Source organism: Nitrincola alkalilacustris (assembly GCF_008973755.1).
Taxonomy (GTDB): domain Bacteria; phylum Pseudomonadota; class Gammaproteobacteria; order Pseudomonadales; family Balneatricaceae; genus Nitrincola; species Nitrincola alkalilacustris.
The window spans coordinates 268426-284084 of record NZ_WBOM01000006.1; the positions used below are offsets into that span (position 1 = coordinate 268426).

The window sequence follows — 15659 nt, forward strand, 5'->3', positions numbered from 1 at the left end:
GGAAAGGCCGAAATTCTACCCTAAAATGTGTTTGATTCAAAATGAATATTACTTAATACGTGACCAATGGCCGTCAATAAGCATTTCCAGAGGCTTGTAAGCGAGCTTGTAATTCATTTTTCGACACTCTTTTACCCAGTAGCCCAGATAAAGATGAGGTAGTCCGAGCCTTCGGGTTTCCTTGATCTGCCACAGGATGGCGTAGCTACCCAGGCTGCGTGATGGCAGTTCCGGGTCGTAAAAGGTATAAAGTGCAGAGGTAGCATGTTGCAGATAATCCGTGACTGCCACAGCGACCAGCGTTCCATCCGGATCGCGGAATTCATAAAAAAACGTGTTCTGATTTCCCTCTACCAGAAAGTTATGAAACTGCTCTGATGTCGGTGGATACATGTCACCATCTGAGTGGCGCTCGTTGATGTAGCGCTCATAAAGACGATAGTACTCACGCGTCAGTCGTGGTGTCTTTCTTGTAACAGAAAGATCCTTGTTGATATTCATCAGCCGGCGTTGGGTTTTACCTGGCTTGAATATATCAACGGGTATGCGTACCGACACGCAGGCCTGGCAGAAGTCGCAGTGAGGTCGATAGATATGGTTACCGCTGCGCCTGAAGCCCAGCTCCGAGAGCTGACTGTAAAGTGCGCTGTCGACGCTGGCCTGAGGGTCGACGAAGAGCGTCTTTGCCTGATGCGCATAGAGATAGCTGCAGTCATGCGTAGGCGTCGCATAAAAGCGCAGCGTTTTCATGTCAGTCATTGTTATCCCCTGTTACTGCATCTGCATCGATATCAAACTGCCAGCGGGTCTGCTCGGGTTGGTCGGTGTTTTCATGCAACAGGCGAGAAAAGGCCTTGCGCGGAATAACCGTTGCACCCAAAGACGCGAGGTGCGGATTGTACACCTGACAGTCGATCAGGTTGAACCCCCAGCGTTGCAGTTGTACGGCAAGGTGGCTGAAAGCGATCTTCGAAGCATCACGCTGACGACTGAACATCGACTCACCGAAAAACATGCGCCCCATTGCCAGGCCGTACAGCCCGCCTGCCAGCTCACCATCGATCCATACCTCCACGGAGTGAGCCACGCCGCGTCCATGTAACTTATTATAGGCGATCTGCATCGGCTCACTGATCCAGGTGCCACCTTTTTCTGATCGAATATCGGCACATGCCTGAATCACCTCATCAAACGCTTGATCAAAAGTCACCTGATAATCCCGGCGTCTCAGTCGTTTGCGCAGACTGCGAGACAGATAGAGGTCTGCAGGGAAGAGTACACAGCGAGGGTCGGGGCTCCACCACAGAATCGGCTCACCTGGATTGAACCAGGGAAAAATACCCTGGCGATAGGCTGCCACAAGCCGGTCGGGGGATAGGTCTCCTCCTGCCGCGAGCAGACCGTTGGGGTCATCCAGAGCGCGCTCGACAGGAGGAAATCGGGTGTTATTGGCGGCCAGCCAGGGAATCATGGCTGGCGCAAAAGCAGATCAGGCATTCAGATCGTCCAGGTAGCGCTCTGCATCCAGCGCCGCCATGCAGCCGAAACCGGCAGATGTCACGGCCTGGCGATACACGTGATCAGCTACGTCACCGGCAGCAAAGACACCTTCGATGCTGGTCTGAGTGGCATTGCCGTTCAGGCCTGAACGGATCACCAGGTAACCGTCGTGCATATCCAGTTGATCCTCAAACAGATCAGTGTTGGGCTTGTGGCCAATGGCAATGAATACGCCTGCCAGATCAAGCTCCTGAGTGGTGCTGTCGAGCTTGCTGCGGATGCGCAGGCCAGTCACACCTGTATTGTCGCCCAGTACCTCATCCAGTTCATGGTTCCAGATAATATTGATATTGCCGTTTTCGGCACGCTCAAACAGCTTATCCTGGAGGATTTTTTCTGCGCGCAGGCTGTCACGACGATGGATCAGTGTGACCTCGGCAGCAATGTTGGACAGGTAAAGTGCCTCCTCAACCGCTGTGTTACCACCACCGACCACTGCCACTTTCTGGCCGCGGTAGAAGAAACCGTCGCAGGTTGCACAGGCACTGACACCTTTGCCCATGAAGGCCTCTTCAGACGGCAGGCCAAGGTATTGAGCAGAGGCACCGGTGGCGATGATCAGTGCGTCGCAGGTATAGGTAGCAGAATCGCCTTTCAGGCGGAAAGGGCGGGTCTTCAGATCGGTTTCGTTGATGTGATCGAAAATAACCTGTGTGTTGAAGCGCTCGGCATGAGCCTGCATGCGCTGCATCAGCTCAGGGCCCTGAACGCCTTCGGCATCGCCGGGCCAGTTGTCGACATCGGTAGTGGTGGTCAGCTGTCCGCCTGCCTGCATGCCGGTGATGACGACGGGGTTGAGGTTAGCGCGCGCTGCGTAGACGGCAGCGGTATAGCCGGCAGGACCTGAACCGAGAATAATAAGGCGATGATGCTGGACGTCACTCATGATCAAAAAATTCCTGTGCTTGAAAAGTCGTTGATAAGACTCATGCCAATGGACACGTTAAAGAAACTCAATGGGGGCTGCTGATAATATTTCAACATTATAAACTACACACTGCTGAGTCTTGGCAGGTTTGTGGCACAATAGACTACTCCATGTCGGGCATTCTATGAATACTCTGCCTGACACAATATTCACGACAGCGATGCGCATTAATACGAAATGACAAGGGATTTAGACTTGAGTGACAAAGGTTTTACACCCCAGATGACCCTGAATGATCACTTTGCCCGTGTGTTCAAGGAGGCGGGGCTGGTTGTTCTGATCGGGTTGAGTGTTTTTCTGCTACTGGCCGTATGGAGCTATGATCCGCGTGACCCTGGCTGGTCGCATGCCGGATACCAGCCGGATGTCAGAAACCTGGTCGGGGTGACGGGTGCCTGGATTGCAGATCTGGCGATCTCATTTTTTGGTATTACGGCCTATCTGCTGCCGCCGATGCTGATGCTGCCGACGCTGCGTTTTCTGATGCGTCGTAGAGTCGGCATGCTGGATGCCATTCCCTATCTGATGCTGCGCGTGACGGGAGCCGTGATGTTTGTGCTGGGCTTGTGTACGCTGGCATCGATCCATATCTCCAATGAAACGCTGGGCTATCCGTTTACCGCTGGCGGGCTCTCAGGCCAGGCGATCTCTGATCTGAGCGTGGTCTGGCTCAGTGTTCTGGGCAGCTCCGTTATTTTCTGGACCCTGATGCTGTTTGGCCTGACCCTGTACATGGAGCTGTCGTGGCAGCGTGTACTGGAAGCGATAGGTGGTGCCTTGCTGTCGATTTTTGCAGGCAGCGGCAAGTTGCTGCCATCCACCCGTGACAATGCACCGTCTACTGAAAAGACTGCCAAAAAAGTCGATCCACTGATGGATGACACACCCGGAGAAGGCCTGAAAGAGAGATTCAGTGAAAAGCTCAGCAGCAGACTCAGTGGCAATATCAGTGACAAGTTGAGTGGCATCCGTCTGTCGCGTCGTGATCCTGAGGATGATGAGGATCTGGAGATCTCCATGCCGGTTGAGCCACGACAGGTTGCCAAAGGGCCAGTCGCAAGACCTGTCGCCCAGAAGAAGGCATCTGCTGGTGAGCGACAGGAGCCGATGCTCAGCGCTTTGTCTCTTGATGACCAGTTGGATGATGAACCGTCATTCGGACAGCCTGTGATCAACCGAGCTTCTTTCTCCGGCGAGCCTTCTGCTACAGCCGCTCCGTCAGCACAGAGCAGTGATCCTGCTGCCCGCAAAAGTCTGAAAATCGTGCCTTTGTCTGAGGCGCATCAGCCGATGCAGGAAACCGATCTTGAGCTGGGTACACCGACTAAAGAAACCATGCGCAAGCCGGCGAAGCGTCAGATACCGTCACTGGATCTGCTCGATCCCCCCGAGCTGAAACATGATCAGGGCTACACTGAAGAGCAACTGGAAAGCATGTCGCGCCTGCTGGAAACCAAACTGAGTGAATTCGGTGTTGTTGCAGAGGTGGTCGAGGTCAACCCTGGCCCGGTTATCACCCGTTTCGAACTGCAGCCTGCACCAGGTGTGAAGGCGAGCAAGATCAGTAACCTGTCACAGGATCTGGCACGCTCGATGCTGGTGCGCAGTGTGCGTGTGGTGGAGGTGATTCCCGGTAAGTCGGTAGTCGGTATCGAGATACCCAATGAATCGCGAGAAGTGGTACATCTTAGCGAAGTGCTTAACTCCAAACCCTTCCTGGAGGCGCCATCCCGATTGACGCTGGCGCTGGGCAACGATATTGCCGGTAACCCTGTCGTGGCGAACCTGGCCAAGATGCCGCATCTGCTGGTGGCGGGTACTACCGGCTCAGGTAAGTCAGTGGGTATCAATGCGATGCTGCTGAGCCTGCTGTTCAAGGCGACGCCGGATGAAGTGCGCCTGCTGCTGATCGACCCGAAAATGCTTGAGCTCGCGATCTATGAAGGGATACCCCATCTGCTGACGCCCGTCATCACCGATATGAAGGAAGCTGCGGCAGGTCTTCGCTGGTGTGTGAACGAGATGGAGCGCCGCTATCGTCTGATGGCAAAAATGGGAGTGCGTAACATCGCCGGCTTTAACGAAAAGCTGGTGCAGGCCGAAGCCCAGGGAACGCCGTTGCGTGATCCTTTGTGGCGCGCCGAGGATTATGGACTGCCTGCCGGTGAGCCTGCGCCGCTGCTCGAAAGTCTGCCTTATATCGTGGTGGTGATCGACGAGTTTGCCGACATGATGATGGTGGTAGGTAAAAAGGTAGAGGAGCTGATTGCACGTATTGCACAGAAGGCGAGGGCGGCCGGTATTCACCTGATTCTGGCAACGCAGCGCCCGTCTGTGGATGTGATCACCGGCCTGATCAAGGCCAACGTACCCACGCGTATCGCCTTCCAGGTATCCACCAAGATCGACTCACGCACTATTCTTGATCAGTCGGGTGCCGAAAACCTGCTTGGTAACGGCGACATGCTCTACCTGCCAGCCGGCACCAGCATCCCGAATCGTGTGCATGGTGCGTTTGTCAGTGATGACGAAGTACACCGCTCGGTCGAGGCCTGGAAGCAACTCGGTGCGCCGAACTATATTGATAACCTTCTGTCTGATGGTTCTGATGAGATGGCGTCGGGTGGCGGCGGTGGTGGTCTGTTTGATGATGAACAGGACCCGCTCTATGACGAGGCTGTTGCCTTTGTCACAGAAACCCGCAAGGCGTCTATCTCAGCCGTGCAGCGCAAGCTCAAGATAGGCTATAACCGAGCGGCGCGCATGATCGAAACCATGGAGGCTTCCGGGGTGGTGACACCTGCTGGCAGCAATGGGCAACGTGAAGTGATGGCTCCGGCACCGCCGCGAGACTGATGCGAGGAAGATGATCAATATGCGTAACATTCTGGGTACTACTCTGTGCACTCTGATCGTGTTGTTTGCCTTGCCATTGCAGGCAGATGAGTTGCCGGCTGACAAGCTGGCATCGATGCTGCAGGGGCAGGAGCGTTTCAGTGCCAGGTTCGAGCAGTACAGTACCGGTGATCAGGGCAATAAGCGGGAAACCTCAACCGGCTTCTTTGCTGTTGAGCGCCCGGATCGCTTTATCTGGGAAACAGAAACGCCGTTTCCACAGCAGATCATCTCCGATGGTGAGTATATCTGGGTCTATGATCCCGATCTGGAGCAGGCTACCCGTAAGTTGGTAGAAGCGGGTGGGGGTAGCGCACCGGCTTTGATTCTGAATGGGCGTGTGGATGAGCTGAATGAGCAGTTTCAGATCATGCTGATCCAGTCTTACGAGAACACCCAGATATTTGAACTGGTTCCGCGTTCAGAGCAGAACAACCTTTTCTCCTCGGTACGCTTGCTCTTCAGGGACAGCATTCTGGCTGAGCTGGCCATGGATGACAGTCTGGGCCAAAGCTCCACCATCGTGCTGGACGATGTTCAGGTCAATCCTGAGCTGAGCCCTGATCTTTTCGTATTCGTACCACCTGAAGGAGTGGATGTGATTATGGATAGCGGTTTCTGATGAATGACCTTTTTGACCAGTCGCCATCCGGAGGTGGCCCTGCAGGGCAGCGTGTGAAGGAGAGTGTAACGGCCGCGGCCGGCTACCAGCCTCTGGCAGCGCGTATGCGGCCGGTCAAACTGAACCAGTATGTCGGGCAGCAGCACCTGCTGGCGCCCGGCAAACCGCTGCGTCAGGCGCTTGAGCAGGGTGTTATTCACTCGATGATACTCTGGGGGCCGCCTGGTGTGGGTAAAACCACACTGGCGAAGCTGGTTGCGCATCAGGTGGATGCTCATTTCATCACCCTGTCTGCCGTGCTGGCGGGGGTCAAGGATATCCGTCAGGCGGTTGAAGAGGCGCGCCAGCTCAGAGCGCAGAATGGTCGCAAGACCATCCTGTTTGTGGACGAGGTACACCGCTTTAACAAATCTCAGCAGGACGCCTTTCTACCCTATGTAGAGGATGGCACGGTGATCTTTATCGGTGCCACCACCGAGAACCCATCCTTTGAACTGAACAACGCACTGTTGTCGCGTGCCAGAGTCTATCTGCTGCGTTCGCTGGAGCAAGCGGATATCCAGCAGGTCGTTGAGCAGGCGCTCAGTGATCCCGAGAGAGGCTTTGGGCAGCGTAACATCCAGTTTGAAGAGGGCGTGCTGGAGCAGTTGATCGCAGCAGCCGATGGAGATGCCCGGCGCGTGCTGAATCTGTTGGAGATAGCGGCCGATCTGGCGCTGCCTGACGGTGAGCGTGAGCTGGTCAGGCTGAGCGAAATGGAGGAGGTGCTCAGCGCTGGTGGGCGACGTTTCGACAAGGGAGGCGATATCTTCTATGACATGATTTCGGCCTTCCACAAATCGGTGCGCGGCTCCTCGCCCGATGGTGCGCTCTACTGGTACTGCCGCATGCTGGATGGTGGCTGCGATCCACTCTATGTTGCACGCCGTCTGGTGGCGATTGCGTCTGAAGATATCGGTAATGCCGATCCGAGAGCAATGCAGGTGGCGCTGGCTGCCTGGGATGCGTTTGAACGGGTAGGCCCGGCAGAGGGAGAGAGGGCCATCGCGCAGGCAGCGGTCTACTGTGCCTGTGCACCGAAGAGTAATGCGCTGTATCAGGCGTTCAATCAATGTCTGGCAGATGTGAAGAAGGATGCCAGCCATCCGGTACCCGAACATCTGCGCAATGCGCCAACTTCGCTGATGAAGTCTCTCGGTTATGGTGATGAGTACCGCTATGCACACAACGAGCCGGATGCCTATGCGGCGGGTGAGTCCTATCTGCCTGAGGTAATCGCGGATCGGCGCTACTACCAGCCTGAACCACGAGGGCTGGAGATCAAGATAGGCGAAAAACTCAAGCATCTTAAATCTCAGGATCAGATGAGTCCTCGGCAACGTTATAAAAAGTAGTGCTATAAAAAGTAGCGCCATAAGAAGTAGCCTTTTTTTTCCTCCTTTTTAACCACTTTTCACTGAAATCATGCGTTTGTTGTGCCTTGGGCATGTATCCGTGGCGCTGATTTATATATTATTGAGCGTTATTGTCCGTGGTGCAGTGCGCAATACCGTGCTGCCGTTAACGATACGTCTTTCAGAAAATCCGAGGTTAGTGTTCTTCCATGCTGGATCCTAAATTTGTCCGTGCCAATCCTGAAGAAGTTGCCCGTCTGCTGAAGAAAAAGGGCTATGTATTTCCTGTTGCCGAGTTTGCAGCGCTGGAAGAGAAGCGCCGCAGTGTGCAGGTGCAGGCCGAGTCGCTGCAGAATGAGCGTAACACCCGCTCCAAGAGTATCGGTCAGGCCAAGGCATCCGGGCAGGATATTCAGCCACTGATGGATGAGGTGAAAAGCCTGGGTGATCAACTGGATCAGGCCAAGCAGGAGCTGCAGGAGGTGCAGCAGGCACTGGATGACCTGTTGATGGGCGTACCGAATCTGCCGGATGAATCCGTACCCGAAGGTAAGGATGAAGATGACAACGTCGAAGTGCGCCGCTGGGGCACACCGGTTGAATTTGATTTTGAGCCTCAGGATCATGTATCGCTGGGTGAGCGCGTGGGGCTGGATTTTGAAACCGCAGCCAAGTTGACCGGCTCTCGCTTTGCCGTGCTGAAGGGCGATCTGGCGCGTCTGCATCGGGCGCTGATTCAGTTCATGCTCAACACGCACACGGCTGATCATGGCTACACTGAGGTCAATGTGCCCTATATGGTCAATGCCGATTCTCTGCGTGGCACCGGCCAACTGCCGAAGTTTGAAGAGGATCTGTTCAAGATACCTTTCGGTGAGCGTGACTACTACCTGATCCCCACGGCAGAAGTGCCTGTCACCAACTTTGTGCGCGATCAGATAGTCGAGGCAGATCAGATGCCGATGCAGTTTGTGGCACATACCCCTTGCTTCCGTTCCGAGGCGGGTGCCTCCGGCAAGGATACACGCGGCATGATCCGCCAGCATCAGTTCGAGAAGGTGGAGCTGGTACATATTGTGGAGCCGGAGAAATCCTTCGCCGCTCTGGAACAACTGACAGCCAATGCCGAGCGCATCCTGCAACTGCTGAACCTGCCATATCGAGTCATTACCCTGTGTGGTGGTGATATGGGCTTTGGTGCGGCGAAAACCTATGACATCGAAGTCTGGCTGCCAGGACAGAGCAAGTATCGTGAGATCTCATCCTGCTCCAACATGACCGATTTCCAGGCGCGTCGTATGCTGGCTCGCTGGCGCAATCCTGAAAGTGGCAAACCGGAACTGGTGCACACGCTGAACGGTTCGGGTCTGGCGATTGGTCGTACCCTGGTGGCGGTGCTCGAAAACTACCAGACGGCAGACGGTCGTATCAATGTACCTGAAGTGCTGCAGCCTTATATGGGCGGTGTCACGCAGCTCTGATCTGACGTATCAAACCTGCCACAGCCGAGGGAACGAAGTATGCAAGCGCATTACGATCTGGTTATTGTGGGTGGGGGTATGGTCGGAGCGGCCATCGCCTGTGCACTGGGTAACAGCCACTACTCCATAGCAGTACTGGAGCAGCAGTATCCGGCAGCCTTCGAGCCGGATCAGCCGCATGATCTCAGAGTTTCGGCGCTCAGCGTGGCGTCCGAGAATCTGTTGCGCAATATCGGTGCCTGGGAGGGAATCACCTCCCGGCGCGCTTGCCCCTATCAGCGCATGAAGGTCTGGGAGAGCGATGCCGAGCACGCGGCTACTGAGTTCAACTCGGCGACTATCGAGCAGCCTTATCTGGGTAATATTGTCGAGAATCGCGTGATTCAACTGGCACTGCTGGAGCGATTGAAAACCTTCGATAATGTCGATCTGATCTGTCCGGCAGTGACCGAGTCCATCGACTTTTCACCTGGATCAAGTCTGGTACGTCTGTCTGACGGGCGTGAGCTGCTGGCGCGCCTGCTGATAGCTGCTGATGGTGGCGAATCCCGAGTGCGCTCGGCAGCCGGTATCGGTGTCACCAAATGGGATTACGACCAGTACGCACTGGTAGCATCAGTCAAGACCACCTATCCGCAACAGGACATCACCTGGCAGCAGTTCACCCCGACCGGGCCACTGGCGTTTCTGCCGCTGTCTGGCAATCATGCTTCGCTGGTCTGGTACAACACGCCGGATAACACCAAGCGCCTGATGGCCTTGTCGGATGAGGCGTTCCTGCAAGCGGTGCATAATGAGTTCCCTGACTGTCTGGGCGAAGTGGATCAACTGCTGGAACGGGGCTATTTCCCGCTGCGGCGGCAGCATGCTCAGCAGTATGTGGCGGATGGTGTTGTTCTGGTAGGCGATGCGGCGCATATGATTCATCCGCTGGCCGGGCAGGGCGTTAATATCGGATTTCTGGATGCAGCATCCCTGGCGGGTGTATTACTGGATCTTCCGGAAGAGGATAAATCCTTTTATCTGAAAGGCTGTCTGCAGCGTTATGAGCAGGAGCGTCGTAACCATAATCTGCTGATGATGCAGGCGATGGATCTTTTCTATCGCGTATTCAGTAATGATATTCTGCCACTTAAATGGCTGCGCAACGCAGGTCTTGCGGTGGCAGACAAACTGCCGATTGCCAAGCCTCATGTGATCAAGCTGGCGATGGGGCTGGAAGGTCCTCTACCGGAGTTAGCCAAACATGTTTGAATCTAATCCTGTTCTAGTTAATGTCATGCGTGGCGGGGTGGTTGAAAGCCGCCACCGAGGGCGTATCGTAATCATGTCCAGCAGCGGGGAGCGGATATGGGCAGTAGGTGATGTCAATGAGCTCACCTATCCCCGCTCCGCGATCAAGGCATTTCAATCCTTGCCGATGGTTGCCAGTGGCGCTGCGGATCACTTCGGGTTTACGGATGAAGAGCTGGCCCTGACCTGTGCATCGCACAATGGTGAGGTTGAGCATACTCAGACAGTCGATCGCATGCTGCAGAAAATGTCACTGGCGGAACCGGATCTTGAGTGTGGTAAACATTGGCCGATGGCGCCGCAGGCGACCATTGATCTGGCCTGGGCGCATGAAAAACCGTCGGCCTGCCATAACAACTGCTCCGGCAAACATGCCGGTATGCTGGCGCTGGGACGGCATCTCGGCTGCGAGCTTCAAGGCTATGTCTCTACCGATCATCCGGTTCAGCAGGAGATTCGTCGTTGCATTGAGTTGTGCTGCAGTACCACTTTGCAGGGCATGCCAGTTGCACCTGATGGCTGCACGGCACCTACCTGGGCGATGGCTCTTGATCGTCTTGCGCTGGGGTTTGCTCGCTTTGCCGACCCGGAACAGCTTCCAGAGTCCTATCGAGTGGCCGCAGCGCGCCTGTATCAGGCGTGCACGAAGCACCCCTTCTACGTGGCGGGTACACAACGCTATTGTTCCGACGTGATGGCTGAGCTTAAAGGACGGGTGTTTCTCAAGGTAGGCGCTGAAGGTGTTTATATTGCTGCAGTACCAGAGTTGAAACTGGGTGTCGCGCTGAAAATCGACTCCGGCTCGATGGAGATGGCTGAGGTGGCGATCAGCCAGGTACTTTCCAGTCTGGGATTGCCGATCAGTTCGGAGCGCCTTGCACCAGAGATTCGTAATCGCAATCAGCTGGTGACAGGTGAGATACGGCCTGTATTGGACAACTACAAGGGTATCCAGTCGCTGTATCAACAAGCTCAGTGATCTAGTGGGTCAAGCCAATAAAAAAGGCCGCTTAGCGGCCTTTTTTCATGATCCCTGAATGGTTCAGGCAGCAGGTGTAGATTTTACTGGAGCTGCCTTGCGAGCAGTTGCAGGCTTGGCTGCAGGCTTTTTAGCGTCAGCGCCTGGGATGTAGCTGGTCATGTCGAATTTGCTCAGATCAAACTTGGTCATATCCAGTTTGCTCAGCTCAGACAGGAAAGGTGCGTCACCCAGTTCAGAAAAACTTTTTTCGATCAGGTCAGTCAGCTGATCTTTAGCGCTGGTCAGAACGGCCAGCTCTTTTTCAGCGATATCAGTGAACTTGGCGTCCAGAGTCTTGAAGAACTCGACCTGCAGCTTCAGTGCATCCTGTGGCTCGCGAACTTCAGTCAGGGCTTTAAACTGAGCCAGGCTGGAGTTGAAGAAATCAGCCATATATTCAGACTGCAGAGCAATCAGACGCTCAGCAGCAGTCTTGTTGATCTCTGCCATATCCAGAGCAGGCTGCATCTTTTCTTTAACTGGCTGAAGTTTCTCTTCCATGTCTTTCAACAGGTTTTCAGACATTTCAGTAACAGGCTTCAGGGCTTCCTGAAAATCTTTGATTGGGTCAGTCATGGAATCTCTCCTACAGGGCGATGAGGTTGTGTCTTTTAAAGTTTTTGTGCAGTGCACCAATGTGTACACTATAGTCGGTTAAAAAATAGACTGTCAAGTGATTTATGCTGCAATGCACAAAAAGACACTTTCAGCAGTCAACCAGCTGCATACTCAATATGACACTGCAATATGACACTACGATATTTCGTCGTTATGACAGGGACTGCAATCAGATGAATTGGTTCAGAATATAAGCCAGCATCAGACAGATAAGACCGGCAGCGGAGGTCATGAATGCGCGGTGCAGCATACGGTACTTGCTAGTCACAATTCCAGACAGCAGATAATTATGATGGAGTAACTTTTCCAGCAGCTCGGATCTGGGTAGGGTGATCATCAGCTCAAGGTACTCCTCGGCGCTGTGGCACTGAACCGCCTCCCAATAAAGAATCCCTTTCTGCTGCTTGGCAACGCGTCTTGGAAACACTACATCCAGCGCCATCACCAGCCCGACAACCAGTAGACCGCCCGCCAGAATCAACAGAACATTCATGGCGAATCGACCGCTTGCCACCTCATTCACCAGAATACCGATCAGTGTGCCAATCACACCTGCCAGGGCTGCGGCCTTTATATCGGCAAAGCGTGTCGAGTTGCTCAGATACTGCAACTGATTATAGGCAAACTGCATTTTGGTTGAGATATGGGTGTTGCCAACCTCGACCTGCAAACGGCCCTCATTATTTATCAGTGAACTCAACAGGCTTTCGGGTGGTGACTTTGAGGTGGTGCTGAACGAAAGGGTGTCCCGATTGTCTTTATCCATGTCCCCGAAGCTCTTTTTTGAAGAAGCGTTAATAGGCCATCAAAAACTGATCCGGTAATCGGTTTTATCAGCTAACGGCGTATATCAGATATAGTAAAAATGCAGCCATTGCGCAATCATGCTATCTTTTCGCAAACGTTTTCAGACAGGTAAGATCCACATATGCAAGCACACCCGAGTTTCACGTTTCTGCGCAGCCAGAAGATCCACTCCCTGAATGTCGAGATAAACGAATTCGAACATAAAGTGACGGGAGCAAAGCATTACCACATCGCGGCAGATCGTGATGAGAATGTCTTTCTGGTGGCGTTTCGGACGGTGCCCGAGGACTCAACCGGTGTGGCCCATATTCTGGAGCATACAGCACTGTGCGGCAGTGAGCGTTTTCCGGTGCGCGACCCTTTTTTCATGATGACACGCCGCTCACTGAACACCTTCATGAACGCCTTCACCAGCAGCGACTGGACCGCCTATCCCTTTGCCAGCCTTAACCGCAAGGACTTCTTCAACCTGCTCGATGTGTATCTGGATGCAGCGTTTTTCTCACGTCTTGATCCGCTGGATTTTGCGCAGGAGGGCCATCGAGTCGAGTTTGAAGAGCGCGATAACCCTGATACCGACCTGGTCTATAAAGGGGTCGTGTATAACGAAATGAAGGGTGCCATGAGTTCGCCCGTGTCGATTCTCTGGCAGACCCTGAGCAAGCACCTGTTCCCCGAAACCACCTATCACCATAACAGTGGTGGTGAACCGTCCTGTATCCCCGATCTGAGCTATGACGATCTGTTGGCTTTCTACAAGAGCCATTACCACCCCAGCAACGCAGTATTCATGACCTTTGGCGATATACCAGCGGCAGAGCTGCAGGCTCGTTTTGATGAGGCTGCGCTGTCACGCTTTGAACGCAGTGAGCTGGTGCTGAGTGTACCGGATGAGAAGCGCTACTTCGCACCGATGAAGGTGGAAGAGGCCTATGCACTGGATGAGGAGGAACTGGCCGATCATACCCATCATGTGATGGGGTGGCTGCTGCCTCACTCGATTAATATCGATGAGCTGATGCAGGCACACCTGCTCAGCCGCGTACTGCTGGATAATGCCAGCTCACCCTTGCGCTCTGCACTGGAATCCAGTGGTCTGGGCAGTGCGCCGTCACCTCTGTGCGGCCTTGAGGACTCCAACCGTGAGATGAGCTTCATGTGTGGCATTGAGGGCAGTGAGCCAGACAAGGCCGATGCTTTCGAGCAACTGGTGCTGGACACGCTGCAACAGGTAGCCGAGAAGGGTGTCGATCAGCGCATGGTGGAGGCACAGCTGCACCAGTTGGAGCTGAGCCAGCGTGAAATTACCGGTGATGGCTACCCCTTTGGTCTGCAATTGATCCTGTCTGCCATGCCGGCAGCCATTCACCGTGGTGATCCGATTGCAGCACTGAATATCGACCCGGCACTTGAGAAGCTGCGCGAAGCGGTTCAGAACCCAGACTTTATCCCTTCCATGGTGCGCACCTGGTTGCTCGATAATCCGCATCGTGTGCGTCTGACACTGCGCCCGGATAACAAGATCAGTACCCTGCGTGATGTAGCAGAAGCACAGCGGCTGGCCGCCATGAAGGCCGCCATGTCGGATGATGAGAAGCAGGCTGTGATCCGTCAGGCGCAGGCACTGGAACAGCGTCAGCAGCAGGTAGACGACGACTCCATCCTGCCGCGTGTCACCCTGGACGATGTACCACTGGCACTGCACCTGCCAAATGCTGAGGCATTGGCTTCTGGTTCCCTCAACTCCACCTGGTACTCGGCTGGCACCAATGGGCTGGTATATCAGCAGATGATTGCAGCGCTGCCGGATCTGGATGAGTCTGAACAGGCGCTGCTGCCACTTTATGCCTACTGCCTGACCGAGCTGGGGTGTGGTGAGCGCGATTATCGTGAAAATCAGGCCTATCAGAGCGAGATCACTGGCGGGCTGGGCGCCTATTTCACTGTGCGTGGCACCGTGGAGAGTGAGCAGGATGTGTCGGGCTATCTGGTGATGTCGGGCAAAGCCCTGGCGGTTCATCGTGATGCGCTGTCTGAGTTGATGGCCGAAACCCTGCAGAAGGTCCGTTTTGATGAACTGCCACGTATCCGAGAGATCGTTGCGCAGCAGCGTTCACGCAAGGAGCGCTCCATCACCGGTCGTGGACATGGCCTGGCGATGGCGGCGGCCTGTGCCGGGTTCAGTCCGGCAGCACGCCTTAACCATCTGACCAAAGGGTTGGAAGCGGTGCGCAGCACCAAGCAACTGGACAAGCAACTGGATGACCCTGCAGCACTGGCTGATCTTGCTCAGCGCCTGCAGGCACTGCACCAGAGGGTTGCAGCTGCACCACGCCAGTTCCTGATGGTGGCGGAAGAGGAGTATAAAACAGCCTATGCCGAGCGTCTGGCTTCTGTGTGGGAAGCGCTGCCGGTGAGTGATCAGTTCCAGCCACTGGCGCTTCCGCTTACACGCGAACCGGTTCAGCAGCTGTGGCTGACCAGTACGCAGGTCAACTTCTGTGCGGTGGCGTTCCCGACGGTTACCAGCGCACACCCTGATGCAGCGCCCTTGACAGTATTGGGTGAGTTTTTGCGTAACGGCTATCTGCACCGGGCGATTCGTGAGCAGGGCGGCGCCTATGGTGCCGGTGCCGGTCAGGACAGTGGCGATGCCGTGTTCCGTTTCTTCTCCTACCGTGACCCGCGTATCGAAGGCACACTGAAAGACTTCGAACAGGCCGCACAGTGGTTGCAGCAGACCGATCATGATCCAGCCAAACTGGAGGAGGCGATTCTTGGCGTGGTCAGCTCCATCGACAAACCCGGTTCACCAGCCGGCGATGCCAAGCAGACCTTCCACTCCAGCCTGTTCGGACGGACACCGGAGCAGCGTCAGGCATTTCGCAGTCAGATCCTGCAGGTGACACTCGATGATATCAAACGTGTCGCATCCACCTGGCTCAAGCAGGATCATGCCAGTGTGGCAGTTGTGACCAATAGCAAGGCCGCAGCTGCACTGCCGGATATCTATGAGCGCATCGAAATCTGACGAGCAGAC

General features: G+C 54.7%; 12 protein-coding genes. 7 read left to right on the forward strand and 5 right to left on the reverse strand.

The features are described from left to right. Window positions 1-48 precede the first annotated feature (48 nt). From F7R27_RS13130 to trxB, 3 genes are read right to left on the reverse strand one after another with little or no spacing between them, the layout of a single operon-like run. A complete protein-coding gene (locus tag F7R27_RS13130) occupies window positions 49-759 on the reverse strand; it encodes an arginyltransferase (protein WP_151704710.1) in 711 nt (236 codons plus the stop codon). Continuing rightward, a complete protein-coding gene (aat, locus tag F7R27_RS13135) occupies window positions 752-1471 on the reverse strand; it encodes a leucyl/phenylalanyl-tRNA--protein transferase (protein WP_151704711.1) in 720 nt (239 codons plus the stop codon). Before aat ends, F7R27_RS13130 begins: the two co-directional genes overlap by 8 nt. A gap of 18 nt (window positions 1472-1489) precedes the next feature. Continuing rightward, window positions 1490-2446, reverse strand: coding sequence for a thioredoxin-disulfide reductase (gene trxB / locus F7R27_RS13140; RefSeq protein ID WP_151704712.1), 957 nt, complete (start codon window positions 2444-2446; stop codon window positions 1490-1492). A 291-nt stretch (window positions 2447-2737) separates the two neighbouring features. Here trxB and F7R27_RS13145 point away from each other — a divergent pair, with 291 nt between their 5' ends. The 6 genes from F7R27_RS13145 to F7R27_RS13170 all read left to right on the forward strand — a co-directional run bounded on the left by F7R27_RS13145 (window position 2738) and on the right by F7R27_RS13170 (window position 11152). Further along, window positions 2738-5344 (forward strand): DNA translocase FtsK, encoded by a 2607-nt coding sequence (locus F7R27_RS13145; protein ID WP_420846634.1) that lies wholly within the window; start codon window positions 2738-2740, stop codon window positions 5342-5344. 19 nt (window positions 5345-5363) lie between these two features. Next, the gene (gene lolA, locus F7R27_RS13150) at window positions 5364-6005 is read left to right on the forward strand and encodes an outer membrane lipoprotein periplasmic chaperone LolA (RefSeq protein ID WP_168927505.1); all 642 of its coding nucleotides are present in this window, start codon (window positions 5364-5366) and stop codon (window positions 6003-6005) included. Beyond that, a complete protein-coding gene (locus F7R27_RS13155; protein ID WP_151704714.1) occupies window positions 6005-7399 on the forward strand; it encodes a replication-associated recombination protein A in 1395 nt (464 codons plus the stop codon). Before lolA ends, F7R27_RS13155 begins: the two co-directional genes overlap by 1 nt. Before the next feature lie 209 nt (window positions 7400-7608). Then, window positions 7609-8880, forward strand: coding sequence for a serine--tRNA ligase (gene serS / locus F7R27_RS13160; protein ID WP_151704715.1), 1272 nt, complete (start codon window positions 7609-7611; stop codon window positions 8878-8880). Window positions 8881-8919: 39 nt separating this feature from the next. Further along, window positions 8920-10134, forward strand: coding sequence for a UbiH/UbiF/VisC/COQ6 family ubiquinone biosynthesis hydroxylase (locus F7R27_RS13165; RefSeq protein WP_151704716.1), 1215 nt, complete (start codon window positions 8920-8922; stop codon window positions 10132-10134). Beyond that, entirely contained in the window at window positions 10127-11152 is a 1026-nt protein-coding gene (locus F7R27_RS13170; RefSeq protein WP_151704717.1) for an asparaginase, read from the forward strand. The genes F7R27_RS13165 and F7R27_RS13170 overlap by 8 nt, the downstream gene beginning before the upstream one ends. 63 nt (window positions 11153-11215) lie before the next feature. Here the strand turns inward: F7R27_RS13170 and F7R27_RS13175 are convergent, their stop codons facing one another. Both F7R27_RS13175 and F7R27_RS13180 read right to left on the reverse strand, forming a co-directional pair. Beyond that, window positions 11216-11770 (reverse strand): phasin family protein, encoded by a 555-nt coding sequence (locus F7R27_RS13175; RefSeq protein ID WP_151704718.1) that lies wholly within the window; start codon window positions 11768-11770, stop codon window positions 11216-11218. A 211-nt stretch (window positions 11771-11981) separates the two neighbouring features. Then, window positions 11982-12578: a Pycsar system effector family protein gene (locus F7R27_RS13180; protein WP_151704719.1), complete on the reverse strand. Its 597-nt coding sequence runs from the start codon at window positions 12576-12578 to the stop codon at window positions 11982-11984. Window positions 12579-12740: 162 nt separating this feature from the next. On the opposite strand from F7R27_RS13180, the gene F7R27_RS13185 reads away from it, so the two are divergent. Beyond that, complete coding sequence (locus F7R27_RS13185; protein ID WP_151704720.1) at window positions 12741-15650, forward strand: insulinase family protein; 2910 nt, start codon at window positions 12741-12743, stop codon at window positions 15648-15650. Window positions 15651-15659: the final 9 nt, after the last annotated feature.